This window comes from Sphingobium estronivorans (assembly GCF_008692605.1).
GTDB lineage: Bacteria > Pseudomonadota > Alphaproteobacteria > Sphingomonadales > Sphingomonadaceae > Sphingobium > Sphingobium estronivorans.
Genome location: NZ_LFCT01000031.1, coordinates 23674 through 39531, shown reverse-complemented (window position 1 = coordinate 39531; position 15858 = coordinate 23674). Strand labels below are relative to the sequence as shown.

General features: G+C 66.9%; 17 protein-coding genes. 10 read left to right on the top strand and 7 right to left on the bottom strand.

Going from position 1 to position 15858, the window contains the following annotated elements:
- The first annotated feature begins 106 nt into the window (after positions 1 to 106).
- The gene (locus F7P65_RS19230) at positions 107 to 1852 is read left to right on the top strand and encodes a DEAD/DEAH box helicase (protein WP_150294669.1); all 1746 of its coding nucleotides are present in this window, start codon (positions 107 to 109) and stop codon (positions 1850 to 1852) included.
- A gap of 43 nt (positions 1853 to 1895) precedes the next feature.
- Here F7P65_RS19230 and F7P65_RS19225 read toward each other — a convergent pair whose 3' ends face one another.
- From F7P65_RS19225 to F7P65_RS19220, 3 genes are read right to left on the bottom strand one after another with little or no spacing between them, the layout of a single operon-like run.
- Entirely contained in the window at positions 1896 to 3518 is a 1623-nt protein-coding gene (locus F7P65_RS19225) for a cation:proton antiporter domain-containing protein (protein ID WP_150294667.1), read from the bottom strand.
- A gap of 58 nt (positions 3519 to 3576) precedes the next feature.
- Positions 3577 to 3702: a hypothetical protein gene (locus F7P65_RS22520; RefSeq protein WP_275897568.1), complete on the bottom strand. Its 126-nt coding sequence runs from the start codon at positions 3700 to 3702 to the stop codon at positions 3577 to 3579.
- Positions 3703 to 3756: 54 nt separating this feature from the next.
- The gene (locus tag F7P65_RS19220) at positions 3757 to 4155 is read right to left on the bottom strand and encodes a hypothetical protein (RefSeq protein ID WP_240334399.1); all 399 of its coding nucleotides are present in this window, start codon (positions 4153 to 4155) and stop codon (positions 3757 to 3759) included.
- Between the two features lie 187 nt (positions 4156 to 4342).
- Between F7P65_RS19220 and rplU the strand changes: the two genes are divergently transcribed.
- The 3 genes from rplU (at position 4343) to F7P65_RS19205 (ending at position 5801) form a co-directional block, all read left to right on the top strand.
- Complete coding sequence (gene rplU / locus F7P65_RS19215; protein ID WP_150294663.1) at positions 4343 to 4639, top strand: 50S ribosomal protein L21; 297 nt, start codon at positions 4343 to 4345, stop codon at positions 4637 to 4639.
- Between the two features lie 27 nt (positions 4640 to 4666).
- Positions 4667 to 4936, top strand: a complete 270-nt coding sequence (gene rpmA / locus F7P65_RS19210; RefSeq protein ID WP_007683600.1) for a 50S ribosomal protein L27 — start codon at positions 4667 to 4669, stop codon at positions 4934 to 4936.
- A gap of 274 nt (positions 4937 to 5210) precedes the next feature.
- Positions 5211 to 5801 carry a GNAT family N-acetyltransferase gene (locus F7P65_RS19205; protein WP_150294661.1) on the top strand — a complete coding sequence of 197 codons (591 nt, stop codon included), beginning with the start codon at positions 5211 to 5213 and terminating at the stop codon, positions 5799 to 5801.
- Here F7P65_RS19205 and F7P65_RS19200 read toward each other — a convergent pair.
- On the bottom strand, positions 5768 to 6370 hold the full coding sequence (locus tag F7P65_RS19200; RefSeq protein ID WP_150294658.1) for a GNAT family N-acetyltransferase: 603 nt from the start codon (positions 6368 to 6370) through the stop codon (positions 5768 to 5770). The two genes, F7P65_RS19205 and F7P65_RS19200, sit on opposite strands and share 34 nt — an antisense overlap.
- A gap of 188 nt (positions 6371 to 6558) precedes the next feature.
- Here F7P65_RS19200 and obgE point away from each other — a divergent pair, with 188 nt between their 5' ends.
- From obgE to F7P65_RS19185, 3 genes are all read left to right on the top strand, one after another.
- A complete protein-coding gene (obgE, locus tag F7P65_RS19195; protein WP_150294656.1) occupies positions 6559 to 7659 on the top strand; it encodes a GTPase ObgE in 1101 nt (366 codons plus the stop codon).
- 74 nt (positions 7660 to 7733) lie between these two features.
- Complete coding sequence (gene proB, locus F7P65_RS19190; protein ID WP_150294654.1) at positions 7734 to 8864, top strand: glutamate 5-kinase; 1131 nt, start codon at positions 7734 to 7736, stop codon at positions 8862 to 8864.
- Between the two features lie 4 nt (positions 8865 to 8868).
- Entirely contained in the window at positions 8869 to 9786 is a 918-nt protein-coding gene (locus tag F7P65_RS19185) for an NAD-dependent epimerase/dehydratase family protein (protein WP_162854716.1), read from the top strand.
- 51 nt (positions 9787 to 9837) lie between these two features.
- Here F7P65_RS19185 and F7P65_RS19180 read toward each other — a convergent pair whose 3' ends face one another.
- Positions 9838 to 10350: a CvpA family protein gene (locus F7P65_RS19180; protein WP_150294652.1), complete on the bottom strand. Its 513-nt coding sequence runs from the start codon at positions 10348 to 10350 to the stop codon at positions 9838 to 9840.
- Between the two features lie 11 nt (positions 10351 to 10361).
- Positions 10362 to 11729 carry a DNA repair protein RadA gene (radA, locus tag F7P65_RS19175; protein WP_150294650.1) on the bottom strand — a complete coding sequence of 456 codons (1368 nt, stop codon included), beginning with the start codon at positions 11727 to 11729 and terminating at the stop codon, positions 10362 to 10364.
- 89 nt (positions 11730 to 11818) lie between these two features.
- On the opposite strand from radA, the gene F7P65_RS19170 reads away from it, so the two are divergent.
- From F7P65_RS19170 to F7P65_RS19160, 3 genes are all read left to right on the top strand, one after another.
- Positions 11819 to 12529 (top strand): endonuclease/exonuclease/phosphatase family protein, encoded by a 711-nt coding sequence (locus tag F7P65_RS19170; protein ID WP_205452186.1) that lies wholly within the window; start codon positions 11819 to 11821, stop codon positions 12527 to 12529.
- A gap of 61 nt (positions 12530 to 12590) precedes the next feature.
- Positions 12591 to 14933 carry a patatin-like protein gene (locus tag F7P65_RS19165; protein WP_150294646.1) on the top strand — a complete coding sequence of 781 codons (2343 nt, stop codon included), beginning with the start codon at positions 12591 to 12593 and terminating at the stop codon, positions 14931 to 14933.
- Positions 14930 to 15556 (top strand): hypothetical protein, encoded by a 627-nt coding sequence (locus F7P65_RS19160; RefSeq protein WP_150294644.1) that lies wholly within the window; start codon positions 14930 to 14932, stop codon positions 15554 to 15556. Before F7P65_RS19165 ends, F7P65_RS19160 begins: the two co-directional genes overlap by 4 nt.
- On the opposite strand, the gene F7P65_RS19155 is transcribed toward F7P65_RS19160, so the two are convergent.
- Positions 15548 to 15835 (bottom strand): 4a-hydroxytetrahydrobiopterin dehydratase, encoded by a 288-nt coding sequence (locus F7P65_RS19155; RefSeq protein ID WP_150294642.1) that lies wholly within the window; start codon positions 15833 to 15835, stop codon positions 15548 to 15550. The two genes, F7P65_RS19160 and F7P65_RS19155, sit on opposite strands and share 9 nt — an antisense overlap.
- Between the last annotated feature and the right edge of the window lie 23 nt (positions 15836 to 15858).

The window sequence follows — 15858 nt, the reverse complement described above, 5'->3', positions numbered from 1 at the left end:
TGAGGGGGATGGGACGCTACCCGGATGGGACGCCTGGAAACTTGGGCCAGGCACAGAATAAGATACCGTCGGCAGAGGCGGGTCGCACTCCGACGGATATGATAGAATGAGTTTTGAACACCTCCCTCCCCTCCTTTCCGACGCGCTGACGCGGAAGGGCTATGAAAATCTGACCCCGGTGCAGGCCGAAGTCACCCAGCCCGAAGCCGAAGGCCGCGACCTGATCGTGTCGGCGCAGACCGGATCGGGCAAGACCGTCGCCTTCGGCCTGGCCATGGCGGGCGAACTGCTGGGCAAGGAAAGCCGCCTTCCGGTCGCCAGCCGCCCGCTGGCGCTCGCCATCGCGCCGACGCGCGAACTGGCGTTGCAGGTCAGCCGCGAGCTGGAATGGCTCTATGGCGAGGCCCGCGCGCGGATCGCGACCTGTGTCGGCGGCATGGACGCGGCCAAGGAACGCCGAGCGCTCAGCCATGGCGCGCATATCGTCGTCGGCACGCCGGGCCGCCTGCGCGACCATCTGGAACGGGGCGCGCTCGACCTGTCCGGCCTCAAAACCGTGGTGCTCGATGAAGCCGACGAAATGCTCGACATGGGCTTCCGCGAGGATCTGGAGGAGATTCTCGACGGCGCGCCGGAGGAGCGGCGCACGCTGCTGTTCTCCGCCACCATGCCCAAGCCCATCGTGGCGATGGCGAAGCGCTACCAGAAAGATGCGCTGCGCATCTCCACCGTCAGCGACGAGCGCGGCCATGGCGACATCAGCTATCAGGCGGTGACGGTTGCCCCTGCCGACATTGAGAACGCCGTGGTCAACCTGCTGCGCTATCATGAGGCGGAAACGGCGATCCTGTTCTGCGCGACCCGCGACAATGTGCGTCACCTGCATTCCAGCCTGACCGAGCGCGGCTTCGCAGCGGTGGCGCTGTCGGGCGAACATAGCCAGAATGAGCGCAACCATGCGTTGCAGGCGCTGCGCGACCGCCGGGCGCGGGTGTGCGTGGCGACCGACGTGGCGGCGCGCGGCATCGACCTTCCCAATCTTTCGCTCGTCGTCCATGTCGAAATTCCGCGCGACGCGGAGACGATGCAGCACCGTTCCGGCCGCACCGGGCGCGCGGGCAAGAAGGGAACGGCCGTGCTGATCGTGCCCTATCCGCGCCGCCGCCGGGTCGAATCCATGCTGCGCGGCGCGAAGATCCCGGTCGAATGGGGCACCCCGCCGAGCAAGGAGGCGATCCAGGAACAGGATAATGCCCGTCTGCGCGAAAAGCTGATGGAGCGGGCCGAACTGGACGAGCAGGACTGGGCGCTGGGCGCCGAGCTGCTGGAACAGAAGTCCGCCAAGGAAATCGCCGCGATGCTGGTGAAGAGCGCCCGCGCCGCCCTGCCCGCGCCCGAGGAACTACTGGACGCCAGCGAAGCGCCGCCCCGTCGCGACGGACCGCGTCCGGGGTTCGAGGACACTGTCTGGTTCCGCATGGACATCGGGCGGCGGCAGAACGCCGATCCGCGCTGGATCCTGCCGCTGATCTGCCGTCGCGGCCATGTGTCGCGGCAGGACATCGGCGCGATCCGCATCGCCGCCAATGAGACGCTGTTCGAGATTCCCAGCGCCATCGCCTCCCGCTTCATCAGCGCGGTGAAGCGCACCGGGGAAGCGAGCGACGAAGGCGCGGAAGTCGCCTTCGAACAGGTCGAGGGCACGCCCCGCGAGGCCGCCCGCGAAAACCGGCGCGAAGGTCCGCGCGGCAAGGGCCGCCCCAATGGCGGGCGCGGCCCGCGCCCGCCCGCGCACAGCCCGCGCCCCTTCAAGGGCGGTCCCAAGCGGGGCGGGCCGCGCAAGCCGCGCTGACAGGAAAAAGGGCCGCTCCCCGATGGAGCGGCCCTTCCCCTATCTATCCCGCGCCGCAGAGCGCCAGCATCTTCGCCGCCAGTTCGCGTTCGCCCATGACGACATGGGGCACGCCCAGCCCTTCCAGATGCGCGACCTCGGCATCCGAATGCGCCCGGGCGATGACCTGGAGATGGGGGTTGAGGCGGCGCGCATGGTCATGGATCGCGCCCCCTTCATACCCCTCCGGCACCGCGATCAGCAGGCGGCGAGCCTCGCTTATGCCGGCGGCGAGGAGGTGGCGGTCCTCCAGCGCGCTGCCGCGGACGACCGAAAAGCCGGCCTCTTCCGCTTCCTCGGCGCGGTCGGCATCGCCCTCCATCAGCACGAAATGGACATTGCGCTCGGCCAGCCGGGTGGCGATCAGCTTGCCGACCCGCCCATAGCCCACCAGAATGACATGGCCCATGAGCGGCTTTTCCGGCGCCTTTTCCTCTTCCTCCGGCTTGTGGCCGCGCACCACGATCGAAAAGATCAGCGGATTGAGCAGGATGGACACGATCGCGCCCGCCAGGATCAGGTCGCGCGCTTCGGCGGGCAGGACGCCCAGGCCCGTGCCCAAAGAGGCCAGGATGAAGGAAAACTCGCCGATCTGCGCCAGGCTCGCCGCGATGGTGAACGCGGTGTCGCCGGGATGGCCGAAGGCGCGGACGATGGCGAAGGCGGCGATGGACTTGCCGACAATGATGATCGCCACGGTGGCGAGCAGCGGCAACGGCTGTTCGATCAGGACCGACGGATCGAACAGCATGCCGACCGAAACGAAGAAGAGCACCGCGAAGGCGTCCCGCAACGGCAGCGTTTCCTCGGTCGCCCGGCGGCTGAGCGGCGTTTCGCCCAGGATCATGCCTGCGAAGAAGGCTCCCAGCGCGAAGGAGACGTCGAAGGCGAGGGCCGCGCCGAAGGCGACGCCCAGCGCGATGGCGAGCACGGCGAGACGGAACAGCTCGCGCGAGCCGCTGTGCACGACCCAGTGCAGCGCCCAGGGAATGACGCGGCGGCCAACCACCAGCATCAGGGCGACGAAGCCCGCGACCTTCAGCAAGGTGCCCAGCAGCGGCGCGAGCAAGGCCCCCGCCCCGCCGGCGGCATCGGTGTTGTTCATGACACTGGCCAAGGGGGGAAGCAGCACCAGCGCCAGGACCATCACCAGATCCTCCACGATCAGCCAGCCGACCGCGATGCGGCCACGGCGGGTTTCCACCAGATCCGCACCCTGCAGCGCGCGCAGCAGGACCACCGTGCTCGCGACCGACAGCGCCAGACCGAAGACCAGCCCCCCCATCAACGGCCAGCCCATATAATGGGCCAGGCCCATGCCCATCAGCGTCGCCACGGCGATCTGACCGATGGCGCCGGGCACCGCGATATGGCGGACCGACAGCAGATCGCGCAGCGAGAAATGGAGGCCGACGCCGAACATCAGCAAGATGACGCCGATTTCCGCCAGCTCATTGGCCAGCCCGGCATTGGCGACGAATCCCGGGGTGAAAGGGCCGACGATGATGCCGGCGACCAGATAGCCGACCAGCGGCGACAATTTCAGGCGATGGGCGATGGCGCCCATGATGAAGGCAACGACAAGGCCCGCTACGATCGTTCCGATCAGGGGCGTGTGGTGGGGCATAGACTGTCTTTCCCTGGCCGCGGGCGGGGAGCCTGTCCTCCGCCAGCAGCGTATTACATTATTCAGCGACCGTAAGCATCGCCACCGACAGCAGCGCCCCGGCAATGCCGAGGCCCGCCATGACGGCGGGCATGAACCAACGGGGCGGACGGCGGTCGCCGCGTCCCGATCTTCTGCGGGTCATGGGAGGCTCCTTTTTCCTGACGGGGGACCGGAGGGTCCGCCTGAAAGCGATGCGTCAGAAAAAAGCGGGCGGCGCGCGGGCGCGCGCGAGGGAAAGAAGGTGAAAGGACGGCAGGGAATGGAAAGACGGGATGCGGCGGACGCGCTGGAACACGAGGACAGCCGGCAACAGCACCGCCATGGCCGGCGGCCGGATCGCGGCGGGCGCCAGGGTGGGCGCCCGCCCATCGCCATCCGGCTCGATCACCCGGATCACAATCGGATTCGCCTGGCCGCGCGCCTTCAGCACGACGCTGGTCGTCGCGGGGTTGAACGCCGAACCCATCAATCGGCTCGAAGGTGGCCCCAGGGGCGCCAGGGCACTGAGCAGCGCCACGCCGAGCGACAGCCACAGGGACAGGATGAAGAACAGCCGGGCCTGCCCGACGTCATTCCTGTATGGCGCTGGCCTCATGCGTGACATTATCCCTTCCGCGACACAGATAGGGAGTGACCCGGCTAAAAACCAGCCCCGAATGCCGGTGTTGCCGGTTGACAGAAGCGAGTCATTCCAGTAGCGGGCCACATTCCCGCGCGGGTCGGAAGGTCTTTATGTCCTCGTCGATCTGCGTAAAGCAGATTTGAACGAGAAGAGAAGAGCCATGTTCGCAATCGTGCGCACGGGCGGCAAGCAGTATCGCGTCGCCGCCGGAGACAAGATCGTCGTCGAGAAGCTGGCCGGTGAGGCTGGTGACAAGGTGACTCTGGATGACGTCCTGTTCGCCGGCGAAGGCAGCGACGTGAAGGACGCAGCCAAGCTGACCGTTGCCGCTGAAATCGTCGCGCAGGCGAAGGGCGAGAAGGTCATCGTCTTCAAGAAGCGCCGTCGTCACAATTACCGCCGCAAGAACGGCCACCGCCAGAATCACACGATCCTCAAGATCGTGTCGATCGCCTGAGCGCAGCTGAAACAAGGAGTTTAGGTCATGGCACATAAGAAAGCTGGCGGTTCGTCGCGTAACGGTCGCGATTCGGAATCGAAGCGCCTTGGCGTGAAGAAGTTCGGCGGTCAGGAAGTGATCGGCGGCAACATCATCATTCGCCAGCGCGGCACGCGCGTCTACCCGGGCCGGAACGTCGGCATGGGCAAGGACCACACGCTGTTCGCGCTCGGTGAAGGCCGCGTGGTATTCCACACCGGCAAGCTCGGCCGCAAATATGTATCGGTCGACGCCATGGCCGAAGCAGCCGAATAACGGACGATCGATGACGGATCGTCCCTCGCAATCGGGGCGATCCTCCTGGCGGAACGGCTTTTAGTCACTCCGCCGGTGTTCGAGGGAAACAAGGGGCGCCCCATCCGGGAGCGCCCCTTTTTCTATTCGTCGGCGTCTCCCCACATTTTCCCTCAGGGCTTTGGAACCCCTGCCCCGCTCACGCGTCGAGGCGGCGGGGCCCAGCCAGAGCCAAGCGTCGTCAAGCCGTAACTTTTTGCGGCCATTGGCGCGCCGGAAATCAGGAGATGTTTGAATGTTTGCCCGTACCCCTCGCCTGTTGCTGCGGCCCGGCTGGATGGAAGATGCGCCCGCGCTGGCCGAGGCGATCGGCGACGCGTCGGTCCTGCGCAATCTGACGCGCGCCCCCGCCGTCTATGGCCTGGCCGATGCCGAAGCCTTTCTGGCCCTGCCGCAGGATGCGCGCCTGCCGCGTCTGCTGGCCTTCACCCGCACCAAGGGCCCGCCTCGGCTGGTGGGCGGCTGCGGCATTCATCTGGCGGCGGATGGCGCGCCGGAACTGGGCTATTGGATCGCGCGCCCCTATTGGGGGCTGGGATTCGCGACCGAAGCGGCGCGCGCCGTCATGCAGATGGCGCGGGCGGCGGGCGTCCGCGATGTCCGGGCCCTCCATTTCGCGGACAATCCGGCATCGGGCAATGTCCTGCGCAAGATCGGCTTCCGCGACACCGGGCGAATCGAAAGCCGCTTCAGCATGGGCCGGGGCGCTGCGGCGGATTGCCTGATCTTCGAGGAAGGCGTTTCCGAAGAGGGCGCGGACGCCCGCGCGATGGCCGACATGTCGATCGACCTTTACGGGGATTCGCTGCCGGCGCTGGCGGCATGATCCCGGAACGCCGAAGGCGGCACGTCAATGCCGCCTTCGGCCCCGGTCGCCCGGACACGCTCAAAAAGTCGAATCGGCGCGGCGCCCAGCATCCGGTCGGCGAAATGGGTGAAGCCTGATTTTGTGGCGACGCGGATGGACGCGGCATGATCGGATTGGATGATGCAGCGCGTCACCGGCGCGTCGAGATGACGGTCGGCCCAATGCAGGACCGACCGCATCGCTTCGGTGGCGAGTCCCCTGCCCCAGCCCGTCGGCGCCAGAACCCAGCCCGCTTCGGGCACATCCTCCAGTTCGGCGATGCCCCGCGCGGCGCTGAGCAACCCCGCTTCGCCCAGCAATGCGCCGCTGGCCCGGTCCTCCAGCGCCCACATGCCATAGCCCAGCAGCGACCACATGCCCGCATAGCGCAGGATGCGAAACCATGTGGCCTGCCCGTCCTGCGGTTGCCCGCCAATGTGGCGGACGACGGCGGGATCGTTCCATAACAGGCGGCAGGCGGGAAAATCCTCTGCCCGGTGGGGACGCAGGATCAGGCGGTCCGTTTGCAATATCGGGGCTTGGGTCATGGGCAAATATGGCTGTGCGCCCGCGCGCCGGTCAAGCGGCTGGAGAAAGGGTCTGGGCGCCGGAATGGCCGCGTGAAAAGGTTCGGCACCTGGCCACGCGGCACCTGATTTCGACGATGATGGAAGAAGCGGCGGCTTTTGCGGCACGCGTGGTTTAATTTTGTCGCATAAGCGGCTATGGGCGCGCCATGCATTTTCTGGATCAAGCAAAGATTTACATCAAGTCCGGCTGGGGCGGTCCTGGCGCGGTCAGTTTCCGGCGCGAAAAATATGTCGAATATGGCGGTCCTGACGGCGGCAACGGCGGCAAGGGCGGCGACATCATATTCGAGGCGGTCGCGGGGCTGAACACCCTGATCGACTTCCGCTACACCCAGCATTTCAAGGCGCAGCGCGGCATGCCGGGCATGGGCAAGAACCGCTATGGCGCGGGTGGCGAGGACCTGGTCGTCAAGGTGCCGGTGGGGACGCAGATCCTGTCCGATCCCACGCCCATAGAGGGCACGGAGGACGAAGACGGCACCATGGAGTTCGAGCAGGAGCTGCTGGCCGATTTCACCGAAGTGGGGCAGCGGCTCATGCTGCTGCGCGGCGGCGACGGCGGGCGCGGCAACCTGTCCTACAAGACCAGCACCAACCGCGCCCCGCGCCAGCATGGCACGGGCTGGCCGGGGCAGGAAATGTGGGTGTGGCTGCGGCTGAAGCTGCTGGCCGATGTGGGCCTTGTGGGCATGCCCAATGCGGGCAAGTCGACCTTCATCAACCAGGTCACCAATACCAAGGCGAAGGTCGGCGCCTATGCCTTCACCACCACCAAGCCGCAGCTTGGCGTGGTGCTGCATCGCGAGCGGGAGTTCGTGCTGGCTGACATTCCGGGGCTGATCGAGGGCGCGGCCGAGGGCGCGGGCATTGGCGATCGCTTCCTGGGGCATATCGAGCGGTGTCGAGTGCTGCTGCACCTGATCGACGCGACCGGGGACGATCCGGTCGAACAGTTCCGCATCGTGCAGGATGAACTGTCGGCTTATGGCGGCGGCTTGGACGAAAAGCCGCAGATCGTGGCGCTCAACAAGGGCGACCTGCTGGGGCAGGAATTGATGGAGGACATTGCCGAACAGCTTCGCGATGAGGCTGGGGTGGAGGATGTGTTCATCATTTCCGGCGCCACGGGCGAAGGCGTGCCCAGGTTGATGGATGCGGTGCTGCCGTTGCTGGATCAGCCGACGAGCGGTGAGGATGACGATAAGGATGGAGGCGAGGAAAGCGAGGCGCCGTGGTCGCCGATCTGACCCGGCATCCCAAGCTCGCTTCGTTCGCACCCTCCCCCCGACCCCTCCTTCAAAGGGAGGGGAGGAAAAGGTAAATGACCGCTCCCCTCTCCGGCTTCCCTCCCGCTCAAATCCGCCGCCTGGTCATCAAGATCGGCTCCGCGCTGCTGGTCGATCCGCAGGGCCAGGTGCGCGAGGCCTGGTTGCGCACGCTGGTCGCCGATGTCGCCGCGCGCAAGGCGGCCGGACAGCAGATCATCATCGTGTCCTCCGGCGCCATCGCCCTGGGCGCGCGGCGGCTGAAACTGCCCAAGGGCGGACGCGGCTCCCTGGAGGACGCGCAGGCGGCGGCGGCGACGGGGCAGATCGCGCTGTCGCAATGCTGGGCGAACCTGCTGCATGAAAACGGCATCACCGCCGCGCAGATGCTGGTGACGCTGGACGATCTGGAACATCGGCGGCGCTATCTGAATGCGTCGGCCACGCTGGAGCGGCTGATGACGCTGGACGTCGTGCCGGTGGTCAATGAGAATGACAGCGTCGCCACGGCCGAGATCCGCTTCGGCGACAATGACCGGCTGGCGGCGCGCATCGGACAGGCGGCACGGGCTGACGCAGTTGTGCTGCTGTCGGACGTCGACGGGCTTTACACCGCCAATCCGCATGTCGATGCGAATGCCATGCTGATTGAGACAATCGAGCGCATCGATGCGCGCATTGCCGGGATGGCGGACAGCGGCTCCGCTTCGGGCATGGGATCGGGGGGCATGACCTCCAAGATCGAGGCGGCGCGCATTGCGACCGGCGCCGGGGCGCATCTGGCGATCATCTCCGGCAAGGTGGATTCGCCGCTGTCGCATTGGGCGGAGGGCGGCAAGGGGTCGATCTTCCTTGCGGCGCAGGCCAAAGGCGCGCGCAAGGGCTGGCTCGCCGGGCGGCTGACGGTGCGCGGGCGGATCGTGGTCGATGCCGGCGCCGAGGCGGCGTTGGGACGCGGCAACAGCCTGCTGCCGGCCGGCGTGGCGCGCGTGGAAGGCATTTTCGCACGCGGCGACGTGGTCGACATCTTGGCCGAGGATGGCCGGGTCATCGCGCGGGGCCTGATCGAATATGACAGCGCGGAAGCCGCGCGGATCGCGGGCAAGCGCAGCGAGGATATCGCGGCGCTACTGGGGCACCTCCCCCGCTCCGTGCTGGTCCACCGCGATCATATGGCGATGGTCTGAGGCCATGAACCTGCGCATTGCGATGACGGGCGCGACGGGATTCGTCGGCGCCGAGACGCTGAATCAGGTTCTGGCGGCGGGGCATCATGTCACCGCCATCACCCGCCGGGCGCAGCCGCCCCGCGCGCATCTGAAATGGGTGCCGGGCGCGCTGGAGGACCGGGCGGCGATCAACACGCTGGTGCGCGACGCCGATGTGGTGATCCATATCGCGGGCGTGGTGAACGCGCCGGACCGCGAAGGCTTCGAGACCGGCAATGCGCGCGGGACCATGGCGGTGGTCGACGCCATGCGGCAGCGCGGCGTGAAGCGGCTGATCCACGTGTCCTCCCTCTCTGCGCGGGAGCCGGAACTGTCGGACTATGGCTGGTCGAAGGAACTGGCTGAGCGGCATGTGAAGGCCAGTGGCCTCGATTGGACCATCGTGCGGCCGCCCGCAATCTATGGGCCGGGCGACCGCGAGATGCTGGAGTTGTTCCGCATGGCCAAGCGCGGCATCATGCTGATGCCGCCGGCTGGGCGACTATCTCTGATCGAAGTGAGCGATCTGGCGCGTCTGTTCCTGACGCTCGCGGTCGAAAAGGACATGAAGAGCCTGACCCATGTCTATGAAGTCGATGACGGCACGCCGGGCGGCTGGGATCATCTGGAATTCGCGCAAGCCATTGCCCGCGCGGTCGGGCGACCGGTGCGGACCTTCTCGACGCCCGAATGGATGCTGGGCATGGGGGCGCGGCTGGACCGGATGGTGCGCGGCAGGAATGCCAAGCTGACGCTCGATCGGGTGAGCTATTTCTGCCATCCCGACTGGGTGGTGCAGAAGCGCAAGCAGCCGCCCAAGAAGCTCTGGGTGCCGAAGGTGACGACGGAGGACGGGCTGAAGGCGACAGTCGAGGCGTATCGGGCGAAGGGGTGGTTGTAGGGGTTAGACAGCCGCCTAACGCCAACCCCACGCCTGTCGGTTTCAGGCCTGTCAGTTTGCGGAAGGCTTGTGCGCCCGGCGTTCCGCCACGAATTCGCTGATCGCCTGACCACTGGCATTGAGCAATGGGTAGGTGCGCGCGTCGGAAAGCCAGTCCGGGCGACGGCTGCCGCCGCCGTAGACCGTGTCGTAGACGAGGCTGAACGCCAGGAATATCAGGGTCGCGCCAATCAGCCCCTTGACCGCGCCGAACCCCGCGCCGAGCACCCGGTCGACCGGGCCAAGGACCGACTGTCGCGTACGGCGGCCTATGGCATGGGCGAGCAGCTTGCCCGCGCCGAACGTGACACCGAACACCAAGATGAAGGCAAGGACCGCCGCGCCGCTGGTGGTGCCAACGAAGGAATCCAGCCTTTCGGTGGCCGAGGCATGGAAAAGGCGGATCGCGAAAATACCGAGAACCCAGGCGATCAGCGACAGGGTTTCCTGCACAAAGCCGCGCAACAGGCCGAAGATCGAGCAGCCGCCGATCAGCAGCAGGACGAGAATATCGATCGCGTTCATCGCGTTGCTGGCTATCCGCGACCAAGCATCTGGTCAACCAGTTGCGCCAGCGCGCGATAGCCGCTGACCGAAATGCCCTTCACCCCATCGGCGACGGCGGCGGGGACGAAGGCGCGGCTGAAACCCAGCTTGGCCGCCTCCCTCAGTCGCAGCGGCGAATGGGCGACGGGACGCAGTTCGCCCGACAGCGCGATTTCCCCGAAGAGGACCACATCGGACGGAACCGGACGCTCCGACAGCGCCGACATCAAGGCGGCAGCGACGGCCAGGTCGGCGGCGGGGTCGGACAGGCGATAACCGCCCGCGACGTTCAGATAGACTTCGCAGGTCGAGAAGCTGAGGCCGCAACGCGCCTCCAGCACGGCAAGGACCATGGCGAGACGCCCGCTGTCCCATCCGACCACGGCGCGGCGGGGGGTCGCACCGCTGGAAAGGCGGACGACCAGCGCCTGGATCTCGACCAGCACCGGACGCGTGCCTTCCAGCGCAGGAAAGACGGTGGCGCCCGTCACATTCTCGTCGCGATGGGTCAGGAACAGGGCGGAAGGGTTGGCGACTTCCTCCAGCCCCTCCGCAACCATGGCGAAGACGCCGATCTCGTCGGTGCCGCCGAAGCGGTTCTTGATCGCACGCAGGATGCGATATTGATGGCTGCGCTCGCCCTCGAAGCTCAGCACCGTGTCGACCATATGCTCCAGCACGCGGGGGCCCGCGATACTGCCGTCCTTGGTGACATGGCCGACGAGGATCAGCGCCGTGCCGCGCTGCTTGGCGAAGCGGATCAATTCCTGGCTCGACGCGCGCACCTGGCTGACCGTGCCCGGCGCGCCTTCGATCAGGTCGCTGTGCATGGTCTGGATCGAATCGATGATGAGCAGCGCGGGCGGCGTCCCTTCCCCCAGCGTCGTCAATATGTCGCGGACGGAGGTGGCGCTGGCGAGTTGCACCGGCGCATTGCCCAGCCCCAATCGCTGGGCGCGCAGTCGCACCTGATCCGACGCCTCCTCCCCGCTGATATAGGCCACGCTATGCCCGGCCGACGCAATGCGGGCGGCCGCCTGCAACAGAAGCGTCGACTTGCCGATGCCGGGGTCGCCGCCGATCAGCGTGGCGGAACCCGGCACGATGCCGCCGCCCAGCGCGCGGTCGAATTCGGCAATGCCGGTGGTGGTGCGCGGCGGCAGTTCGACCTTGTCGTCCAGTCCCACCAGCTTCAGCGCGCGACCGCCGGTGTGAAGGTCATGGCGGGCCGAAAAGACCGTCTCCGCCGCTTCCTCGACGATGCTGTTCCATTCGCCGCAATCGTCGCATTGGCCCTGCCACCGGCCGGAAACGGTGCCGCATTGCTGACAGACGAATTTGCGCTTTGCCTTTGCCATGGCGCACGTATATCAGAACATATGCGGAACACAAATCCTCTTTGCATCTTCCCATGGAAACCCTGCGCGGAGTGGCGCATTGTTTCGGTATGAAATCCATTCGTGTCGCCAGCTACAATATCCGCAAGGCCATTGGCACCGATCGCCGCCGGGTGCCGGAACGGGTGATCGACGTGCTGAACGAGGTCGATGCCGATGTGATCGCGCTTCAGGAGGCGGACCGGCGCTTCGGCGTGCGTTCGGCGGCGCTGCCACCCTGGTTGCTCGAATCGCTCAGCCCCTACAAGCCGGTGCCGCTCAACGTGCATGTCGATTCCATGGGCTGGCACGGCAATGCGATACTGGTGCGCAAGGAGGCGGAGGTCGGCGCGCATGACGTGCTGCACTTGCCTTGCCTGGAGCCGCGCGGCGCGACGATGGCGGAGGTGAGGCTGCCGGACAAGGGGGGCAAGACGGGCCTGCGGATCTTCGGCATGCATCTCGACCTGTCGGGCCTGTGGCGGCGCAAGCAGGCGGCGGCGGTGATCCATGCGGCGGGGCTGCGCGACACGATGCCGACCGTGCTGATGGGCGACCTCAACGAATGGAGCGCCGGGCGGGGATGCCTGGCCGATTTCGCGCGGCATTTCAGCTTCGCGCCATGCGGGCGGTCCTTCCATGCGCGGCGGCCCGTGGCGCAGCTCGACCGGATCATGCATTGCGGGCAGTTGAAGCTGATCGCCAGCGGTGTCCATGAAAGCGCGGCGGCGCGGCGGGCGTCGGACCATCTTCCGATCTGGGCGGAGTTCAAACTATCCTGACGCTCCCGACAAATCCTTCCGGCCCTCGACAAGCGCATCCGGCTCTGCAACTCTCAAGCCTATGAAAGAGCGGGAACTCAGGCTCGCACTGGTCTGCTATGGCGGGATCAGCCTGGCCGTCTACATGCACGGCATCACCAAGGAAATCTGGCATCTGGCCCGCGCCAGCCGGGCGTTTCACGACGGCGAGCCATCGGGTAACAGCAGCGAGGCCATTTATCGCCGGCTGCTGGAGGAACTGGAAAAGGAAAGCGGCATCCGGCTGCGCGTCATGCCCGACATCATTGCGGGCGCGAGCGCGGGCGGCATCAACGGCATCTTCCTGGCGCAGGCGATCGAGACGGGCCAATCGCTCGATCCGCTGACCGACATGTGGCTGGACAATGCCGATGTCGAAAAGCTGCTCGACCCCGATGCGCGGCCGACGCGACGGATCACCAAATTCTGGGCGACGCCGCTCGTCTGGATGGCGGCGCGGCATCCCGGCGACACGGTGGAGCGCACCGTCGCCCCCGACACGCGGGAGGAGGTGCGGCACAAGCTGTCCCACTTCATCCGGTCCCGCTGGTTCGAGCCGCCCTTTGGCGGGGAGGTCTTCACCGCCATGATCCTGGACGCCTTCGACGCGATGGCGGCGACCGGGCGCGGTCCCGCGCTGCTGCCCGCCGGCCACCCGCTGGACCTGTTCGTCACCGTCACCGATTTCGAAGGGCATCCGCAAAGCCTCAACCTCAACAGCCCGCCGCAGGTGGTGGAAACGGAACATCGCCTCTCCATCGGCTTCCGCGCGCGGGGCCCGAAGAGCCATGGGCAGGGCCGCGATTTCGCCGATCCCGCCGAGCTGGTGTTCGCCGCGCGCGCGACGGCCAGCTTTCCCGGCGCCTTCCCGCCCTTCACCGTGCGCGAACTGGACCGCGTGCTGAAGCGCCGCCATCGCGCCTGGCCGTCGCGGGAGACGTTCCTGGCCCGCGCCCTGCCCCGCCATACGGCGCAGGGCCGGGCCGAGGATGCCGTGCTGATCGACGGATCGGTGCTGGCCAACGCGCCCTTCGCGCAGGCCATCGGCGCGCTCAAGAACCGTCCCTCGCGGCGGGAGGTCGACCGGCGCTTCGTCTATATCGATCCCAAGCCCGGTCATCGCTCCATCCAGCTCAACCGCCAGGGCGAGGCCGTGCCGACGACGGGCGAGCAAGCGCCGTTGCCCGGCTTTTTCCGCACCATCTTCGGCGCCTTGAGCGACATTCCGCGCGAACAGCCGATCCGCGACAATTTGGATGCGATCGACCGGCATAGCGGGCGCATCCGGCGGATGGCGCGCATCCTGACCGCGTTGCGCCCCGGCATCGAGGCGGAGGTGGAAAGCACCATCGGCGGCATGCTGTTCCTCGACCGGCCGACCCCGGCGCGGCTCTCGGCCTGGCGCGGCAAGGCGCAGCAGCGCGCCGCCAATTCCGCCGGCTTCGCCTTCCCGGCTTATGGCCATCTCAAGCTTTCCGGCATTGTCGAGGATCTGGCCGCCCTGCTCTTCCGCCTCGGCGCGGAGGAAAGCCCGCTGATGCGCGAAAGCTACCGTCAGGCGCTCTGGGGTCATGTTCGCGCCATCGGTGCGGACCGGCTGACTGAGGATGTCGGGCGCGATTCCGCGCCGGTCGCCTTCTTCCGCCAGCATGACCTGGCTTTCCGCATCCGCCGCCTGCGCTTCCTGGCGCGGCGGCTGGCGGAGACGCTGGAGGTGGAGGCAAACACCGACGAGGCGGTCATCCTGAAGATGCACGACGCCATCTATGCCGCCATGTCCCATTATACCGAATGCGAAGGCACCGACTTCTACAATGGGGAAATCCGGGCGGCGGCGCGGGAGGTGCCCAATGATCCGGGCGCCGCGCTGGCGGCGGTGGCGCAGCTGCGCGGCCTGCGCGAGCGGGACGAGGCGGCGGACATGATGCTGGCCGATGCGATGGCCGCGCTGCCCAGGGCGGAGCGGCGGACGATGCTGCTCGCCTATCTCGGCTTTCCCTTCTACGACATCGCGACCCTGCCGTTGCTCCAGGGCCACGCCATGGACGAATATGACCCGATCAAGGTCGACCGCATCTCGCCCGAAGATTGCAGCGCGATCCGGTCGGGCGGCGCGGAAGCGACGCTGAAAGGCATTGAATTCAATAATTTCGGGGCCTTTTTCAGCCGCGCCTATCGGGAAAATGACTATCTGTGGGGGCGGCTCCATGGCGTGGAGCGGCTGCTGGATATCGTGATTTCGGCATTGCCCGCGGCAAACCGTCTTTCGCAGGAAACGGTGCGCGACTATAGGCGGACCGCTTTCATGGCGATCCTCGATGAGGAAGAGACGCGGCTGAAACATGCCGCGGACCTGATCGCCGGCTTGCGGAAGGAGATCGGGTGAACGCGGGGAAGAAGCTGTTTCCGACGATGATGCTGGCGCTGGCCGCCGGTTGCTCGCCCACCTCCACCGGCCATGCCGACGCCAGCGGACAGGAACGGACCCGTGCCGCCGCGCCAGTGGACAGGGTGACGGCGGATGGGGTGACGATGAATGGGCCGATGGGGAATGGGGCGCCGGGTCCCGATACGCGGCCCACGCGCATTCTGCCCGATCTCGATCCCACCGTGACCACCAAGCGCCCGCCCGCCCCCAGGGGCCCGGAGGCGCCGCGGGTGGCGATGACCGGTCATCCGGCGATCCCGCCGATCAAGCCGTCGGTCGTCAACATCCCGCCGCCCGCCTATGTCCCAGATCTGCCGCCGTCCGCCGGCGCCGCCGACCCCCGGCCTTTCCCCGAGGAAGTGACCCGCTACATGGTCGACCGCGACAGTTGCGACCATTTCCGGGGGGAGGAAGCCTATGATATGGAGCGGCGCGCCTTCCTCCAGGAAAATATCGTGGAACTGTGCACCGGCGCCGACGCGCGCCTGGCCCGGCTGCGCGACCGCTATGCCCAGGATCCGGCCGTCATGGCCGCGCTCAGCGGCTATGAGGACCGGATCGAGGGGAATGCGTCACAATAAGGCGTCGATCTGCGCGGCAAGGTCGATGTCGCGACGCGACAGCCCCCCCGCGTCATGGGTGGTGAGCGTGACGTCGACGCGGTTATAGACGTTCGACCATTCGGGATGATGGTCCGCCTTTTCCGCGAGCAGCGCGACCTTGGTCATGAAACCGAAGGCGCCCACGAAATCCTTGAAAGTGAACAGCCGGCGAATGCCCTCCGGCTCCTGCACCGGCGTCCATTCGGGCAGATTCCGCAACGCCAGCGCCCGTTCTTCCTCATCCAGTTTCGCGATCACTTGTCGTCCTCTCCGCTCCTGCG